This window comes from Streptomyces sp. NBC_00670 (genome assembly GCF_036226765.1).
Lineage (GTDB): Bacteria > Actinomycetota > Actinomycetes > Streptomycetales > Streptomycetaceae > Streptomyces.
Genome location: NZ_CP109017.1, coordinates 3,530,545 through 3,546,197, shown reverse-complemented (window position 1 = coordinate 3,546,197; position 15,653 = coordinate 3,530,545). Strand labels below are relative to the sequence as shown.

General features: G+C 72.8%; 12 protein-coding genes and 3 tRNA genes. 7 read left to right on the top strand and 8 right to left on the bottom strand.

Annotated features, from left to right (window positions below; translation table 11 throughout):
• Window positions 1-232 precede the first annotated feature (232 nt).
• From purD to OIE12_RS15760, 4 genes are all read left to right on the top strand, one after another.
• Entirely contained in the window at window positions 233-1,489 is a 1,257-nt protein-coding gene (purD, locus tag OIE12_RS15775; protein WP_329135814.1) for a phosphoribosylamine--glycine ligase, read from the top strand.
• Window positions 1,490-1,813: 324 nt separating this feature from the next.
• Window positions 1,814-3,832 (top strand): hypothetical protein, encoded by a 2,019-nt coding sequence (locus tag OIE12_RS15770; protein WP_329141985.1) that lies wholly within the window; start codon window positions 1,814-1,816, stop codon window positions 3,830-3,832.
• Between the two features lie 218 nt (window positions 3,833-4,050).
• Window positions 4,051-5,595, top strand: coding sequence for a N,N-dimethylformamidase beta subunit family domain-containing protein (locus OIE12_RS15765; RefSeq protein WP_329135812.1), 1,545 nt, complete (start codon window positions 4,051-4,053; stop codon window positions 5,593-5,595).
• A gap of 127 nt (window positions 5,596-5,722) precedes the next feature.
• A complete protein-coding gene (locus OIE12_RS15760; RefSeq protein WP_329135810.1) occupies window positions 5,723-6,622 on the top strand; it encodes a phosphoribosylaminoimidazolesuccinocarboxamide synthase in 900 nt (299 codons plus the stop codon).
• A gap of 91 nt (window positions 6,623-6,713) precedes the next feature.
• Here the strand turns inward: OIE12_RS15760 and OIE12_RS15755 are convergent.
• The 8 genes from OIE12_RS15755 to OIE12_RS15720 all read right to left on the bottom strand — a co-directional run bounded on the left by OIE12_RS15755 (window position 6,714) and on the right by OIE12_RS15720 (window position 11,811).
• A tRNA-Gly gene (locus tag OIE12_RS15755) sits at window positions 6,714-6,789 on the bottom strand.
• A gap of 23 nt (window positions 6,790-6,812) precedes the next feature.
• A complete protein-coding gene (locus OIE12_RS15750) occupies window positions 6,813-7,475 on the bottom strand; it encodes a response regulator (RefSeq protein ID WP_443053835.1) in 663 nt (220 codons plus the stop codon).
• Window positions 7,472-8,923 carry a sensor histidine kinase gene (locus OIE12_RS15745; protein WP_329135808.1) on the bottom strand — a complete coding sequence of 484 codons (1,452 nt, stop codon included), beginning with the start codon at window positions 8,921-8,923 and terminating at the stop codon, window positions 7,472-7,474. The genes OIE12_RS15750 and OIE12_RS15745 overlap by 4 nt, the downstream gene beginning before the upstream one ends.
• A gap of 44 nt (window positions 8,924-8,967) precedes the next feature.
• Window positions 8,968-9,849, bottom strand: coding sequence for an ABC transporter permease (locus OIE12_RS15740; RefSeq protein WP_329135806.1), 882 nt, complete (start codon window positions 9,847-9,849; stop codon window positions 8,968-8,970).
• The gene (locus OIE12_RS15735) at window positions 9,846-10,865 is read right to left on the bottom strand and encodes an ABC transporter ATP-binding protein (protein ID WP_329135804.1); all 1,020 of its coding nucleotides are present in this window, start codon (window positions 10,863-10,865) and stop codon (window positions 9,846-9,848) included. The genes OIE12_RS15740 and OIE12_RS15735 overlap by 4 nt, the downstream gene beginning before the upstream one ends.
• A gap of 141 nt (window positions 10,866-11,006) precedes the next feature.
• Window positions 11,007-11,082, bottom strand: a tRNA-Gly gene (locus OIE12_RS15730).
• Window positions 11,083-11,161: 79 nt separating this feature from the next.
• A tRNA-Gly gene (locus OIE12_RS15725) sits at window positions 11,162-11,233 on the bottom strand.
• Between the two features lie 260 nt (window positions 11,234-11,493).
• On the bottom strand, window positions 11,494-11,811 hold the full coding sequence (locus OIE12_RS15720) for a histone-like nucleoid-structuring protein Lsr2 (protein WP_030380689.1): 318 nt from the start codon (window positions 11,809-11,811) through the stop codon (window positions 11,494-11,496).
• A 539-nt stretch (window positions 11,812-12,350) separates the two neighbouring features.
• Between OIE12_RS15720 and purS the strand changes: the two genes are divergently transcribed.
• Genes purS through purL form a run of 3 tightly spaced genes read left to right on the top strand, consistent with a single transcriptional unit; the run spans window position 12,351 to window position 15,597 of the window.
• The gene (gene purS / locus OIE12_RS15715; protein ID WP_329135801.1) at window positions 12,351-12,623 is read left to right on the top strand and encodes a phosphoribosylformylglycinamidine synthase subunit PurS; all 273 of its coding nucleotides are present in this window, start codon (window positions 12,351-12,353) and stop codon (window positions 12,621-12,623) included.
• Window positions 12,620-13,342 (top strand): phosphoribosylformylglycinamidine synthase subunit PurQ, encoded by a 723-nt coding sequence (gene purQ / locus OIE12_RS15710; RefSeq protein WP_329135799.1) that lies wholly within the window; start codon window positions 12,620-12,622, stop codon window positions 13,340-13,342. The genes purS and purQ overlap by 4 nt, the downstream gene beginning before the upstream one ends.
• Window positions 13,339-15,597, top strand: a complete 2,259-nt coding sequence (gene purL / locus OIE12_RS15705) for a phosphoribosylformylglycinamidine synthase subunit PurL (protein WP_329135797.1) — start codon at window positions 13,339-13,341, stop codon at window positions 15,595-15,597. The genes purQ and purL overlap by 4 nt, the downstream gene beginning before the upstream one ends.
• Window positions 15,598-15,653: the final 56 nt, after the last annotated feature.

The window sequence follows — 15,653 nt, the reverse complement described above, 5'->3', positions numbered from 1 at the left end:
TGAACGGGTGCACGGGCGCACGGGTGAAGGAGTGAGGGGCGAGCGGGACCGTGTGTCGAATGAGGTGAGCGAGAGAGAGGGGCCGCCCCGCTCCCAGCGCCGGTCGTGCCGCCCCCGCGTCGGCCGCACCGCACCCGACGCCACCCCGTTCGGATGAACGTACGAACCCCGGCCCTCCCGCCCGTCGTCGCCCGCCACAAGGCCGGCGGCCCGCGCCCGTTAGGCTGACCCCGTGAAGGTCCTCGTCATCGGTAGCGGTGCCCGCGAACACGCCCTGTGCCGTGCTCTGTCCCTCGACCCCCACGTCACGGCGCTGCACTGCGCCCCCGGCAACGCCGGCATCGCCGAAGTCGCCGAGCTGCACCCGGTCGACGCGCTCGACGGCAAGGCCGTGGCCGCGCTCGCCGAGGAGCTCGGGGCCGGGCTGGTCGTCGTCGGCCCGGAGGCCCCGCTCGTCGTGGGTGTCGCCGACGCCGTGCGCGAGGCCGGTATCCCCTGCTTCGGCCCCTCGGGGCAGGCCGCGCGGCTGGAGGGTTCCAAGGCGTTCGCCAAGGACGTGATGGCCGCCGCCGGCGTCCCCACCGCCCGTTCGTACGTGTGCACGACCGCCGAGGAGGCGGAGACGGCCCTCGACGCCTTCGGAGCGCCGTACGTCGTCAAGGACGACGGGCTCGCCGCCGGCAAGGGCGTCGTCGTCACCGACGACCTCGACGCCGCCAAGGCGCACGCCGCCGCCTGCGAGCGCGTGGTCGTCGAGGAGTTCCTCGACGGACCCGAGGTGTCCCTCTTCGCGATCACCGACGGCGAGACCGTCCTCCCGCTCCAGCCCGCCCAGGACTTCAAGCGCGCCCTGAACGGCGACGAGGGCCCGAACACCGGCGGCATGGGCGCGTACTCGCCACTGCCGTGGGCCGAGCCCAAGCTGGTCGAGGAGGTGCTGACGACGGTCCTGCAGCCGACCGTGGACGAGATGCGCCGCCGCGGCACCCCGTTCTCCGGCCTGCTCTACGCCGGCCTGGCGATCACCTCCCGGGGCGTACGCGTGATCGAGTTCAACGCGCGCTTCGGCGACCCCGAGACCCAGGTGGTCCTCGCCCGGCTCAAGACCCCGCTCGCGGGGGTGCTGCTGGCCTCGGCCAACGGCACGCTCGCCGACCTCGAGCCGCTGCGCTGGAGCGACGACGCGGCCGTCACCGTCGTCCTCGCCTCGCACAACTACCCCGGCACCCCGCGCACCGGCGACCCCATCACCGGGCTCGACGACGTCGAGGCCCAGGACGCCCCGCACGCCTACGTCCTGCACGCAGGCACCCGCCGCGACGGGGACGCGGTCGTGAGCGCCGGCGGCCGGGTGCTGTCCGTGACGGCCACGGGTGAGGACCTCACCCAGGCCCGCGACCGCGCCTACACCGCCGTCGCCCGCATCCAGCTCGACGGCGCCCACCACCGCACGGACATCGCGCTGAAGGCGGCCACGGGCGAGCGGTGACGAGGAGACCGGCGCGGCCGGTCGTACTTCCAGGGCCCCGGTTCCCGCGCGGGAACCGGGGCCCGTCTGTTCCGTCACGGCGGCGAGCCCTTTACCGGAAACCGCGCCGCGATGCACGCTCAGGTCACCCACCTTTCCCCAAAGCCATTCCATCGAGTGACCGGCCCCCCATCCGGATGACGGGGCCGGAGGCCCCAACTAGGGTGCCGCGCAAGCGTTCCGGCACTTGGCCCACCGGCATTGCGATGTCAGTGGCGGGTGCCACAGTGGGGGAGTGAGCAACGCACGCCGACAGGCAGGGGGTGACGTCCGGTCGTGACCGGCATGGGGATGGAGGCGGGCGCGCACGCCGCGCGCTCCAGGGCACTGGCCGTGCTGCGGATCCGCAGCCGGGCGGTGGCCGTCGCCCTGCTGCCCGCCGCCGTCGCCGTCGTCCTTCTCGTGGGCGGCGCCACCGGCCGTCTCAGCGGCGCCGGCTGGTCCGCGGCGCGCGGTGTGGTGACGGCCGTCGCCGTCGTCGTCCTGCTGTGCGGCGCGGGCATCGCGCTGCTCGTCGCCCGCGCCCGCCCGGCCGTGAGCCCCACGGTCGCGGTCGGCGAGAAGGCGGCCCCCGACCTGTACCGGATGGTGCGCGACCTCGCCGACCGCCTGGACGTGCCGGTGCCCTCGGCGATAGCCCTCACCCCGGACTGCGACAGCTGGCTGGAGGACCGCACCCACCGCGCCCAGCGCACCCACCGCACCGACGGCACACCCCCGGGTTCGAACGGCGCCGACGCCGACGCCGGTGAGGCGATACGCGGCACGCGGGGACGAGGCATACGCGACCGCCTGCGTACCCGCCTCGGCATACCCGGCTCGCCCGGCGGGTCCGGCACGGGAGGCCCGGGCGGCGGACTCCGCCGCACGCAGGCCGCTCCGGTGCTCGTGATCGGCTCGCCCTTCCTGTGGTGGATGCGGGTCGGCGAGCTGCGGGCGGTCCTCGCTCCGGTCGTCGCCGGTACGGGCCCCTCCGCGCACCCGGACATAGCGGCGGCCCGGCGCTTCGTACGGGGGCTGGACGCGGCCGTGGCCGCGACCTCCGCCCCCGGGCGCGGTCCGCTGGTGCGGACGGCGGGGGCCGGGGCCGGCTGGGTCACCCGGCTGCTGCTGCGCGGCTGCCGGGGCCACGCGGCGGAGATGGAGCGCGGGGTGGCCGCCGCGGCGGCGGAGCGGGCGCAGACGGTGGACTACGGGCTGCGGATCGTCGCCCAGGAACAGGTGGGGCTGGCGTACGCGGGCTGGGACCGGCTGCTGACCCGGGTGGCGCTGCCCGCCTGGCGGATGGGCCGCTGGCCGTCCCGGCTGGACGCGGGCGTCGTCGCGGCGCTCACCGAGCTGTCGCGCCGGGACCGGCTGGCCGAGGGGTTCACCTCCCGGCTGGGCGAGCGGCCCGCCTGCGATCTGCTGGAGGAGCCGGGCACGGTGGACGAGGCGGCCTCGCTCCTCGCCGCCCGTCTCTTCCACGGCGGCCCCGCGGAGTCCGGCCCCGACTGGGCGCCGGTCGGCTGGCACGAGTACCCGGAGGAGATCGTCGACCGCAAGTGGCGGACGGACGCGGCCCGGCTGCACCGGGTCCTGGACACGCTCGGTGTGCGGCACTTCCCCGATGCCTCCCGCCCGGGCGCCCAGGGGCCGACCCTCGCCCGGGTCCTGGACCACCTGACGGTGCCGGGCGCCGAACGCACGGGGGACGGCTCCCCCGGCGCGGACACCGATGCCAAGGACGCCGAGGTCCCGGACCTCCAGGTCACGGACGCCGACCTCACGGACGCCGACCTCACGGACGCCGAGGTAACGGACGCCGACGTCACGGACACGGACGTCACGGACCCGGACGTCACGGACCCGGACGTCGCGAACCTCCTCGACGAGGAGGACGAAGCCGACGGCGGCAGTGGGCCCGCCGCCGCGCTCGCCGCCGTGCTCACCGCCGAGATGGCGCGGGAGGAGGCGGCCGCCGGGCCCGGTCAGGCACCGGCGGCGGGGCAGCAGGCGGGTCCCGACCGCGGCCTGCTGGACGACGGCATGCTCCCGCTCTTTCCGCTCCAGCCCCCGCGCACCGGGCGCGAACTCCTCGCCGACCACGTCATCGCCATGGTGTGCTGCGCGGCCATGGACACCGCCGGCGCCGTCCCGGGGCTCGACTGGCTCGACGGTCCCGCGCTGCTCCTCCGGGGGGAGCGGGCGGCGGATCTGCCGCCGCGGGTGCGGACGCTGGTGGACACCGGGGACCCCGGCCCCCTGCGGGACTGGCTCGGCCGCTCGGGGGTCCGCGCGGAGAAGCCGGTACGGCTGGTCTGATCCGCGCGGATCGCGGAGCCCGCCACGGCCGACCCGTTCCCGCCGGACACCTCTCCTTCGCTTCGCGTCAATTCACGACGAACGGTGACGGTGTGCGTGCATATTGTGATGTGCTGGGTCCGAACGCGTGGGCGGCATGGGCACGCGTCAGCTGACACTGGCATAACGACGCCGGGACCGCCGGCGGAGGCAACAAGGGCATAGGGGAGGGGCGGCGTATGGAGTCGGAGCGGATCCGTCGCTGGGAGTCGGGCGCCCTCGCGCACGCCGTCACGGACCCCTTCGGCCAGGGCCCTGTTCCCTGGCTCCGGGGCGAGGAGTACTACTTCGGCGACACGGGCCAGGTCGTCCCCTGGTACGTCGACCCCGCCGCCGAGGAGACGGAGTTCCGGGCCGCCGACGGACCGCGCGGCGCCACCCGGACGGCGCCCGTCCCCGCCCCCCGCCACCCCTCCGGCCGCCGCACCCGCACCCCCGGCCCGCGGTCCGCGGACGACGTGCGCGGGCAGATCAAAGGCTTCGCCTCCACCGGCGCGGTCACGCCCGGCGAGGCCGTCGACTTCCACATCAGCGTCGACCCGCCCCAGGAGTTCGGCGTAGACATCTACCGGATCGGCCACTACGGCGGCGAGGGCGCCCACAAGATGACGAGCAGCCCCCGCCTGTCCGGCATAGTCCAGCCCCCGCCGCTCACCGCCGAACGCACCGTCTCCTGCCACCACTGGTGGCTGTCCTGGCGGCTGCAGATCCCCCGGGACTGGACCACCGGCGCCTACGTGGCCGTCCTGACCACCGCCGACGGCCACCGCTCGCACGTGCCGTTCACCGTGCGCGACACCCGCCCGGCCGACCTGCTGCTCCTGCTGCCCGACATCACCTGGCAGGCGTACAACCTCTACCCGGAGGACGGCCGCACCGGCGCCAGCCTCTACCACGCCTGGGACGAGCGGGGCCGGCTGCTCGGCGAGTCCGAGGCCGCCACCACCGTCTCCTTCGACCGGCCCTACGCGGGCGCGGGCCTCCCGCTGCACGTCGGCCACGCCTACGACGTGATCCGCTGGGCCGAGCGCTACGGCTACGACCTCGCCTACGCCGACGCCCGCGATCTGCACGCCGGACGCGTCGACGTCACCCGCTACCGGGGCCTGGTCTTCCCCGGGCACGACGAGTACTGGTCGGCCAACATGCGCCGGGCCGTCGAGCTGGCCCGGGAGTGCGGCACCTCGCTGGTCTTCCTGTCCTCCAACACCATGTACTGGCAGGTCGAGCTCGGCCCGTCCCCGTCCGGCACCCCCGACCGGCTGCTGACCTGCCGCAAACGCCAGGGCCCCGGCCGGCCGGTGCTGTGGCGGGAGGTCGACCGGCCCGAGCAGCAGCTGCTGGGCATCCAATACCAGGGCCGCGTCCCCGAACCGAGCCCGCTGGTCGTGCGCAACGCCGGCCACTGGCTGTGGGAGGGCGCCGGGGCCCGGGAGGGCGAGGAGCTGGCGGGCATGGTCGCGGGCGAGGCCGACCGCTACTTCCCGCGCACCCCGCTCCCCGACCACCAGGACCGCATCCTGCTCGCCCACTCCCCCTATCGGGACGCCGAGGGTGTCCTGCGTCACCAGGAGACCTCCCTGTACCGGGACCCCTCCGGGGCGCTGGTGTTCGCGTCCGGGACCTTCGCCTGGTCACCGGCCCTGGACCGTCCCGGCCACGTCGACGCCCGCATCCAGCGCGCCACCGCCAACCTCCTGGACCGCATCTGCAAACGTGAGTGAACGTTTCGCGGGGCCGTGCCGCGCGCCGGGCTCGGGTCGCGCCCCGGCCCCCGCCGGTCCACCCTGGCCGAAGCCCGCGTTCCGCATACGGGAGAATCGAGCCATAGGACAGAACCGGGGAGGAACCGTGTCCGGATTCGTGGAAAAGCCCGAGCCCGTCCAGGTGCCGGGTCTGGTGCACCTGCACACCGGCAAGGTGCGCGAGCTGTACCAGAACGAGGCGGGCGACCTGGTGATGGTCGCCAGCGACCGCATCTCCGCCTACGACTGGGTGCTCCCCACGGAGATCCCCGACAAGGGCCGCATCCTCACCCAGCTCTCCCTGTGGTGGTTCGACCAGCTCGCCGACCTCGTCCCGGGCCATGTCCTGAGCACCGAACTGCCGGCCGGCGCCCCCGCCGACTGGCGCGGCCGCACCCTGGTCTGCAAGTCGCTGCGCATGGTGCCGGTGGAGTGCGTGGCCCGCGGCTATCTGACCGGTTCCGGCCTGGTGGAGTACGACGCCTCCCGCACCGTCTGCGGCCTCGCCCTCCCCGAAGGCCTCGTCGACGGCTCCGAACTGCCCGCGCCGATCTTCACCCCGGCCACCAAGGCCGAGGTCGGCGACCACGACGAGAACGTCTCCTACGAGGAGGTCGCCCGCCAGGTCGGCGCCGACACCGCCGCCCAGCTGCGGCAGTCCACCCTCGCCGTCTACTCCCGGGGCCGCGACATCGCCCGCGACCGCGGCATCCTGCTGGCAGACACCAAGTTCGAGTTCGGCTTCGACGGCGACGAACTCGTCCTCGCCGACGAGGTCCTCACCCCGGACTCCTCCCGCTTCTGGCCCGCCGACGAGTGGCAGCCGGGCCGCGCCCAGCCCTCGTACGACAAGCAGTTCGTGCGCGACTGGCTGACCTCGTCCGCCTCCGGCTGGGACCGCGCCGCCGAACAGCCGCCCCCGGCCCTGCCGGACGAGGTCGTCGAGGCGACCCGCGGCAAGTACGTGGAGGCCTACGAGCGCCTGACGGGCGTCCGCTGGGACTGAGGACCCCCCCGGGGCCGGGTCCCGGTAGACCCCGCACACGACGAAGGCCCCGGTCCACCGGACCGGGGCCTTCGCTTTCGACTGTTTCCACTGGAGCGGACGACGAGGCTCGAACTCGCGACCTCAACCTTGGCAAGGTTGCGCTCTACCAACTGAGCTACGTCCGCACTGCGCCGTGGCGCGGGAGCAACTATACCCAACCGTGCTCACGCGCGAGACGCACCGCCGCATGACGGTTCTCCACCCCCAGCTTGGAGACCGCCGAGGACAGATAGTTCCGCACGGTCCCCTCCGCCAGCGCCGCCCGCTCGGCGATCTCCGCGACCGGCGCCCCGTCGGCGGCGAACTCCAGCACCTCCGCCTCCCGCACCGTCAGCGGCGAGTCCCCGGTGGAAATCGCGTCGGCCGCCAACTCGGGGTCGACGTAACGGTTTCCCGCGTGCACCGTACGGATCACCTCCGCGAGCTGCTGGGCGCTCACCGTCTTCGGCACGAACCCCCGCACCCCCACCTCCAGCGCCCGCTTCAGATGGCCCGGGCGCCCGTGACTGGTCACGATCAGCACCCGGCACCCGGGCAGCTCGGTGCGCAGGGATGTGGCCACCCTCACGCCGTCCGCCCCCGGCATCTGCAGATCCAGCACGGCCACATCGGGGCGGTGCGCCCGCGCCATGGCCAGCGCCTCGGGCCCGGTGGCGGCCTCGGCCACTACCAGCAGGTCGTCCTCCAGCGCCAGCAGCGCGGCCAGCGCGCCCCGGATGAGGTGCTCGTCGTCGGCGAGCAGCAACCGAACGGGGGCACCGACGGGCACGGCCCCCGCGGCGGCGGCGGACGGCGGCGGTACGGATGTCACGGCGTGACCTCACTCAGCGACGACGGGGACGACGGGGACGACGGGGACGACGGGGGTGACGGGACGGCTCTGGTGCCGGACGGCGGCGCTGCCTCCGCGTCCGGGACGCGCGCCCCGAAGGACCCGTCGCCCGCGGACGGTGAGGAGGACGGCCCCGGCAGCGGCACCTCCGCCGTGAGCCGGAACACGCCCGTCCCGGCCGGGCCGGCCCGCAGCGTGCCCCCGATCTCCGCCAGCCGCTCCCGCAGCCCCGCGAGCCCGGACCCGCGCCCCGCGGCCCCACCCACCGGGGAAGCCTGCCCGGACCCGGACCCGGCCTCGGGTCCGTCCTCGGACTGCGCCTCCGGAACCGGTGCCCCGTCGTTCTCCACCGACAGCTCGATCCGGTCCCCGGCCGTCCGCAGCGCGACCGTGCACCGCTGCGGGTTCCCGTGCCGCAGCACATTGGTGACGGCCTCGCGGACCACCCAGGCCAGCGCCGACTGCACCGGTGCCGGCAGCCCGCCCGCCGGAGGACCGGTCACCGTGCAGTCGATGCCGGCCGCCGTGAGCACCCCGCGCGCTCCGGAGAGTTCGACCCCGAGGTCGGCCCCCCGGTAGCCGCGCACCACCTCGCGGACCTCCCGCTGCGACTCCTGCGCTATGCGCTGCACCTCCATCATCTGCGACTCCGCCTCCGGCCGGCCGCGCCGGGCGAGCTGCACGGCGAGCTCGCTCTTGAGCGCTATCACCGCCAGGTTGCGCCCCATCACGTCGTGCAGATCGCGGCCGAACCGCAGCCGCTCTTCGGCGACGGCGAGCCGGGCCTCGATGTCCCGTGACCGCTCCGCCTCCCACAGCACCGCCAGCGTCCACGCCCCGCAGCGCGAGCCGAGTATCGAGAGACCGGCCCCGAATGCGGTGATCGCCGCCGTGAAGAGCACCTCGCCGACATCGCCGCGCAGCAGCCCGAACACCGTCATCAGCAGGACACAGCCGATCGCGGAGTGCCGCAGAAAAATGCGGACCGGCACGACCATGGCGTAGACCGTCCCGAACGACAGCAGGACCGCGCCCAGTGCCAGCCGGCAGCCCCACGGGGCGACCGCGTCCAGACCGTGGAGCGTCGCCACCAGCGCCAGGGCCAGGACGAACAGGGCCGCCGGCGTCCACAGCGCGCGCGGCGGGAGCACGGCGCGCCCCAGGTAGTGGTCGAGGACCGGGCGCACCAGCCGGTTCGCCCAGACGATCTGGAGGACGCCGACGAGCAGCAGCGACGCGGCGAGCAGCCGGGACAGCAGACCGTGCTGGAGGCCGGCGAGCAGCGGCAGCGCCATCCAGGTGAGGGCGAACACCCAGGGCAGGAACCGCCACATGATCACGGACTGCAGCTCCACCCGCGCCGCCTTGCTCCGCGCGTGCCACGCACGCTGCCAGCCGAGTATCGGCCTCGGTGTACGTAGGGTCATTCCGTTCCCCTCCTCTCCCTCGCGGTTCTCCCCGTCCGCTCCGGTCAGCGGCGGTCCCAGCGGAACCATCGTCGTACGGCCCAGGCGGCGAGGACGATCCAGGCCGCGGCGAGGGCCGTCGACTCCAGCGTCTCGTATCCCGACAGCTGACCCGTCCAGCCGCCGCGGACCAGCCGTATGACCGGGGAGAGCGGCAGCAGGTCGCAGACGTGGGCGACCTTGTCCGGCAGCACCTCGAGCGGGACCGTGAGGCCCGAGCCCAGCATGGAGACGAACACCAGCGGCAACGCCGTGACCTGCGCGCTCTCCACCGTCCGGCTGACACTGGCGGTCAGGGCGGCCAGCGCCGCGGACAGCACCAGACCGGCGAGCACGCCCAGTACGGCGAGGTGCGGGGCGCGGGGTGCGGGCAGGTCCAGCAGGACCGTGCAGCCGACGGCCACGAGCAGGGACTGTATGAGGCCGATACAGAGCGCGGGCAGCGCCGTGCCGACGAGGATCTCCGCGTCCCTCAGCTCGCCGGTGCGCAGTCGCTTGAGCACCAGTTCCTCTCGGCGGGCGGCGAAGACGGTCACCAGGGACGTGTAGACGGCGAAGAGGAAGGAGAAGCCGATCGCGGAGGTCAGCAACACCGGACCGACGCTCAGCCCTTGGGCTTCGAGATCGAACTCGTCCAGTGCGGGCCGGATGCTGAGCGGGAGCGCGAGCGGGACGAGTACCGCGGTGACGATCACGCTCTTGGTGCGCAGCAGCAGGGTCAGCTCGGCCCGGGCCAGGGCACGCAGCCGTCCCAGGGAGGTGGTGCTCCCGGTGCGGCTCCCGCCCGCGAAACCCCTCCCCGCACCCGTGTCCGTGCCCGTCCCGATACCCGTGCCCGTCCCCATACCCGTGCCCGTGTTCGTCCCCGTGCCCGTGTTCGTGTTCATGCCGCCGCCTTCCCGGCCGAGGTGTCCGCAGTTCCGTTCGACGTCGTGTCCGGCACCCCGTGTCCGCCGGATTCCCCCCGCTTCCGTGCCGTCTCCCGCTCGGCTATGTGCAGGAACGCCTCCTCCAGCGAGGCCGAGCGCACGTCCAGCCGGTGCAGCACGACGCCGGCGCGGTCCGCCCACAGCAGCAGGGCGGTGGCGGTGCGCTGCAGTTCCTCCGTGCGCAGCAGGACCGTCCGGCCCGACGTCTCGTGGGCCGTCACGCCGAGTTCGGCGAGCGGGGGCAGGTCTCCGACGAAGTACCCCTCGGGCAGGTCGAAGGAGATCCGGGACGGCTGAGCGGCGGTGACCTCGGCCGGGGTGCCCGTCGCGGCGATGCGGCCCTCGTGGAGTATCGCCAGCCGGTCGGCGAGTGCCTCGGCCTCCTCCAGGTAGTGCGTGGTGAGCAGCACGGTGGTGCCCGCCTCGCGCAGAGCGCGGACCAGTTCCCAGGTGTCCCGGCGGCCCTCGGCGTCCAGTCCGGTCGTGGGCTCGTCGAGGAACAGCACCTCGGGGCGGCCGAGCAGGGCGAGCGCCAGGTCGAGCCGCCGCTTCTCGCCGCCGGACAGCTGCTTCACCCGCACACCGGACCGCCGGGTCAGCCCGACCATGTCGAGCGCCTCCGGCGCGGGCCGGGCGTCGCTGGTGCAGCCCGACCACAGCCGTATCGTCTCGGCGACGGTCAGCTCGTTGGGGAAGCCGCCCTCCTGGAGCATCACGCCCGTACGTGGGCGGACGGCGGCGCGCTCGGCGTACGGGTCGTGCCCGAGGACGCGGATGCGGCCGGCCGCCGGGGCCGCGAGCCCTTCGAGGAGTTCGACGGTGGAGGTCTTGCCCGCGCCGTTGGTACCGAGGAGCGCGAAGAGTTCGCCGCGGCCCACCGAGAAGGTGATGCCGCGCACGGCTTCGAAACCGCCCCCGTAGACCCGCCGCAAGTCGGTGACGTCAATCACGTGTTCGCGCTCGTCCGTGTTCATGCATCCAGCCTCCCCGCCGACGGACGCCGCAGGCAGTGCGCGGTGTCATGAACCCGCATGACAAATGTCAGAGACGCACGAGGCACGCACGACGAAGGCCCCGGTCCTGAGGACCGGGGCCTTCGCTTCCACTTTTTCCACTGGAGCGGACGACGAGGCTCGAACTCGCGACCTCAACCTTGGCAAGGTTGCGCTCTACCAACTGAGCTACGTCCGCAATGCCCCCGACCGGCTCTCACCGATCGGTGCGGCACCAGCCTACCTGATCCACAGAGGGCATCGGTCCGGCGGTGCAGAGCGGGTGACAGGAATTGCACACTGCGCCTCCCCCTTGGAAAGGGGGTGTTCTACTACTGAACTACACCCGCATGTACTCCGTGAGCTGGGCCTTTTCGGCCTTGCCCGGCGGCGTGCTCCAGACTCTAGCTGATCAGCGGGGGTGGTGCGCAAGTCGGTTGGCGCCGGGGGCGCATGACCGGCCGTCGGCCGGCCCCCGGGCACCTCGGAGCACCGGCTCCGGACGGCCGTGAGGGCCGTCTCCCGGCGCCCCGCAGGACCACCTCCCGGTGCTCCGGGGGACTGCTGCCGGGGGTGCCGCGGGGCACCGCCCCCGCACGCCCCACCGCCCTCACTGCGCCTCGGCGAACGCCTCGTACACCCGCTTCGGGATCCGGCCGCGGGCCGGCACGTCCATCCGGTTCGCCTGCGCCCAGGCCCGGACCGCCGCCGGGTCGGGGGCGACCACCGTCTCCCGGTAGGCCTTGCCGGAGCGCGCCCGCTTGCGGCCCGCCTCCACGAAGGGCGCGAGCGCCGTCCGCAGCTTGTCGGCGTTCGTCCGGTTCAGGTCGATCTCGTACGACCTGCCGTCGAGTCCGAAGGCGATCGTTTCGGCCGCTTCCGAGCCGTCGATGTCGTCAAAGAGCGTTACCACGACACGCTGCGCCACGAATATCGGTCCCTTCGTGCGACATCACGGACTCGCGGGTTGCGATCACGTCCGGCGGATGTCGACTGTCCGGCTGTTATTGGAGTGGGTGTACTTGGGTGGGTGTACTTGGTGGGGTAGTGGCCGGTACTGGCCCATTGATTGGCACCGCGCCTTTGGGTGCCAATGGGCAAAGTATCGGCTATTGCCAATTCTTTTGTACAGGGCCCGGCAATGCGGTGGGCAGAACGACTAAATCCGTCCGCGTGTCTCCGCGCAATAGGAACCACTGCCGGATGCCTGATCTTTCCCTGATCTTTTCGCGCAGCCGGGTCGCCGACACCGGATCGTGACTCCGGTCACGCCGATTCCGTGACGAAGTTTCACGCGAGGCTCCGCACGGAACGGTGTGCAAGGGCCGACGGTCGGCGATCGCGGGCGAACGGACGGTGCCCGGACCGCCGTCGCCCATTCCGTAGATTCCTACGAATCTACCCGCGTAGAAATTTTGTACGGGTAGTCTGAAGGGACCTGCTCAGCACCACACACCGGGAGTGCCAGTGGCACGCGTCGTAGTCGACGTCATGCTCAAGCCGGAGATCCTCGACCCCCAGGGCCAGGCGGTGCAGCGCGCACTGCCGCGGCTCGGTTTCGAGGGCATCTCCGACGTACGTCAGGGAAAGCGATTCGAACTCGAGGTGGACGGGCCGGTCGACGACGCCGCCCTCGCCCGGATCCATGATCTCGCGGAATCCTTCCTCGCCAACACCGTGATCGAGGACTTCACCGTGAAGGTCGAGTCCGCCGACGTGGTCACGGGGGCCGCGAAGTGACCGCTCGTATTGGCGTCGTCACTTTCCCCGGCAGTCTCGACGACCGGGACACGCAGCGCGCGATCCGCGTCGCCGGCGCCGAACCCGTGGCGCTCTGGCACAAGGACAAGGACCTCAAGCAGGTCGACGCCGTGGTGCTGTGCGGCGGTTTCTCCTACGGCGACTATCTGCGCGCGGGTGCCATCGCGCGTTTCTCGCCGGTGATGGACACCGTCATCGACCAGGCGAAGTCCGGCCTCCCGGTGCTCGGCATCTGCAACGGCTTCCAGATCCTCACCGAGGCCCATCTGCTGCCCGGCGGGATGCTCGGCAACGACCACCTGCACTTCATCTGCCGCGACCAGAAGCTGCGGGTGGAGAACGCGGACACCGCCTGGACCAGCGACTACACCGCCGGCCAGGAGATCCGCATCCCGCTGAAGAACATGGACGGCCGCTACGTCGCCGACCGGCGCACGCTGGACGAGCTGGAGGCCGAGGGCCGCGTCGCCTTCCGGTACGTGACCCGCGGCGGAGCCGCCGACGGTCCCGCCGACCCCGAGGGCTACGGCAACCCCAACGGCTCGCTCAACGACATCGCGGGCATCACCAACGCCGCGGGCAACATCGTCGGCCTCATGCCGCACCCGGAGCACGCCGTGGAGCCGCTCATCGGCAGCGGCCGCACCGACGGCCTCCCCTTCTTCACGTCGATCCTCAAGAAGCTGGTCAGCGCATGAGCAAGACACCTCTGGACACGGTCGAACACGCGGCCGCGACCCCCGATGTCGCGCTGCCCTGGGCCGAGCTGGGCCTCAAGAAGGACGAGTACGAGCGCGTCGTCGAGATCCTGGGCCGCCGCCCGACCGGCGCCGAGCTCGCCATGTACTCGGTGATGTGGTCCGAGCACTGCTCGTACAAGTCCTCCAAGGTCCACCTCCGCCAGTTCGGCGAGAAGGCCCCCGAGAACGACGCCATGCTCGTCGGCATCGGCGAGAACGCGGGCGTCGTGGACGTCGGCCAGGGCTACGCCGTCACCTTCAAGGTGGAGTCGCACAACCACCCCTCCTATGTGGAGCCCTACCAGGGCGCGGCCACCGGGGTGGGCGGCATCGTGCGCGACATCATCGCGATGGGCGCGCGCCCGGTCGCCGTCGTGGACCCGCTGCGCTTCGGCGCGGCCGACCACCCCGACACCAAGCGCGTCCTGCCGGGCGTCGTCGCCGGCATCGGCGGCTACGGCAACTGCCTGGGTCTGCCCAACATCGGCGGCGAGGTCGTCTTCGACGCCTGCTACCAGGGGAACCCGCTGGTCAACGCCGGTGCCATCGGCGTCATGCGGCACGAGGACATCCACCTCGCCAAGGCGTCCGGCGCGGGCAACAAGGTCATCCTGTACGGAGCCCGGACGGGCGGCGACGGCATCGGCGGCGCGTCGATCCTCGCCTCCGAGACGTTTGACGACGCGAAGCCCTCCAAGCGCCCCGCCGTCCAGGTCGGCGACCCCTTCCAGGAGAAGCTCCTCATCGAGTGCACCCTGGAGGCGTTCGCCGAGAAGCTCGTCGTCGGCATCCAGGACCTCGGCGCGGCCGGCCTGTCCTGCGCGACGAGCGAGCTGGCGTCCAACGGCTCCGGTGGCATGCGCGTCACGCTGGACGACGTTCCGCTGCGCGACTCCACGCTCTCGCCCGAGGAGATCCTCATGAGCGAGTCGCAGGAGCGCATGTGCGCGGTCGTCGAGCCGGAGAAGGTCGACCGTTTCCTGGAGATCTGCGACAAGTGGGACGTCATCGCCACCGTCATCGGTGAGGTCACCGACGGCGACCGGCTGGAGATCTTCTGGCACGGCGGCAAGATCGTCGACGTCGACCCGCGCACCGTCGCCCACGAGGGCCCGGTGTACGAACGCCCGTACGCCCGCCCCGACTGGCAGGACGCCCTCCAGGCCGACGGCGCGGAGAAGCTGCCCCGGCCGTCCTCCGGGGACGAGCTGAAGGACCAGGTCCTGAAGCTGGTGGCCTCCCCCAACCAGGCCTCCAAGAAGTGGATCACCCAGCAGTACGACCACTTCGTGCAGGGCAACACCGTCCTCGCCCAGCCCGAGGACTCCGGCATGATCCGCATCGACGAGGAGTCCGGCCTCGGCGTCGCCCTCGCCACCGACGGCAACGGCCGGTACGCCAAGCTCGACCCGTACACGGGCGCGCAGCTGGCCCTCGCCGAGGCCTACCGCAACGTGGCGACGACCGGCGCGAAGCCGCTCGCCGTCTCCGACTGCCTGAACTTCGGCTCGCCCGAGGATCCGGCGGTCATGTGGCAGTTCGCCGAGGCCATCCGCGGTCTGGCGGACGGCTGCCAGCAGCTCGGCACGCCGGTGACCGGCGGCAACGTCTCGCTCTACAACCAGACGGGCGAGGCGGCGATCCACCCGACCCCGGTCGTGGCCGTCCTCGGCGTCATCGACGACGTGGCCCGGCGCACGCCGGTCGCCTTCCAGGAGGAGGGCCAGCTGCTGTACCTCCTCGGCGACACACGTGAGGAGTTCAGCGGCTCGGCGTGGTCCCAGGTGATCCACGACCACCTCGGCGGGCTGCCGCCCAAGGTGGACCTGGAGCGCGAGCGGCTGCTCGGCGAGATCCTGATCTCCGCCTCCCGCGACGGCATGGTCGACTCCGCGCACGACCTGTCCGACGGCGGCCTGATCCAGGCGGTCGTGGAGTCCGCGCTCCTCGGCGGCAAGGGCGCGCGACTGGTCGTCCCCGACGGCCTGGACGCGTTCACGTTCCTGTTCTCCGAGTCGGCGGGGCGTGCGGTCGTGGCCGTGCCGCGCTCGGAGGAGGTCCGCTTCAACGACATGTGCGGGGCGCGGGGGCTGCCGGCCGTGCGCATCGGCGTGGTGGACGGCGACAGCGTCGAGGTGCAGGGGGAGTTCGCGCTGCCCCTGGCGGAGCTGCGTGCGGCGCACGAGGGGACGATTCCGGCGCTGCTCGCGTAGGGCGCGTGCGCTGCGCCCCCCGGTACGTCCAGGGGGCGCGGGGCGCGCCCTCCGGT

Excerpts from the sequence above, each read along its gene's own strand:
- OIE12_RS15770 (WP_329141985.1), top strand. The coding sequence starts at position 1,814 with ATGGGGATGGAGGCGGGCGCGCACGCCGCGCGCTCCAGGGCACTGGCC.
- OIE12_RS15740 (WP_329135806.1), bottom strand. The coding sequence starts at position 9,849 with ATGAACACGAACACGGGCACGGGGACGAACACGGGCACGGGTATGGGG.
- purL (WP_329135797.1), top strand. The coding sequence starts at position 13,339 with ATGAGCAAGACACCTCTGGACACGGTCGAACACGCGGCCGCGACCCCC.
- OIE12_RS15765 (WP_329135812.1), top strand. The coding sequence starts at position 4,051 with ATGGAGTCGGAGCGGATCCGTCGCTGGGAGTCGGGCGCCCTCGCGCAC.
- OIE12_RS15735 (WP_329135804.1), bottom strand. The coding sequence starts at position 10,865 with ATGAACACGGACGAGCGCGAACACGTGATTGACGTCACCGACTTGCGG.
- OIE12_RS15745 (WP_329135808.1), bottom strand. The coding sequence starts at position 8,923 with ATGACCCTACGTACACCGAGGCCGATACTCGGCTGGCAGCGTGCGTGG.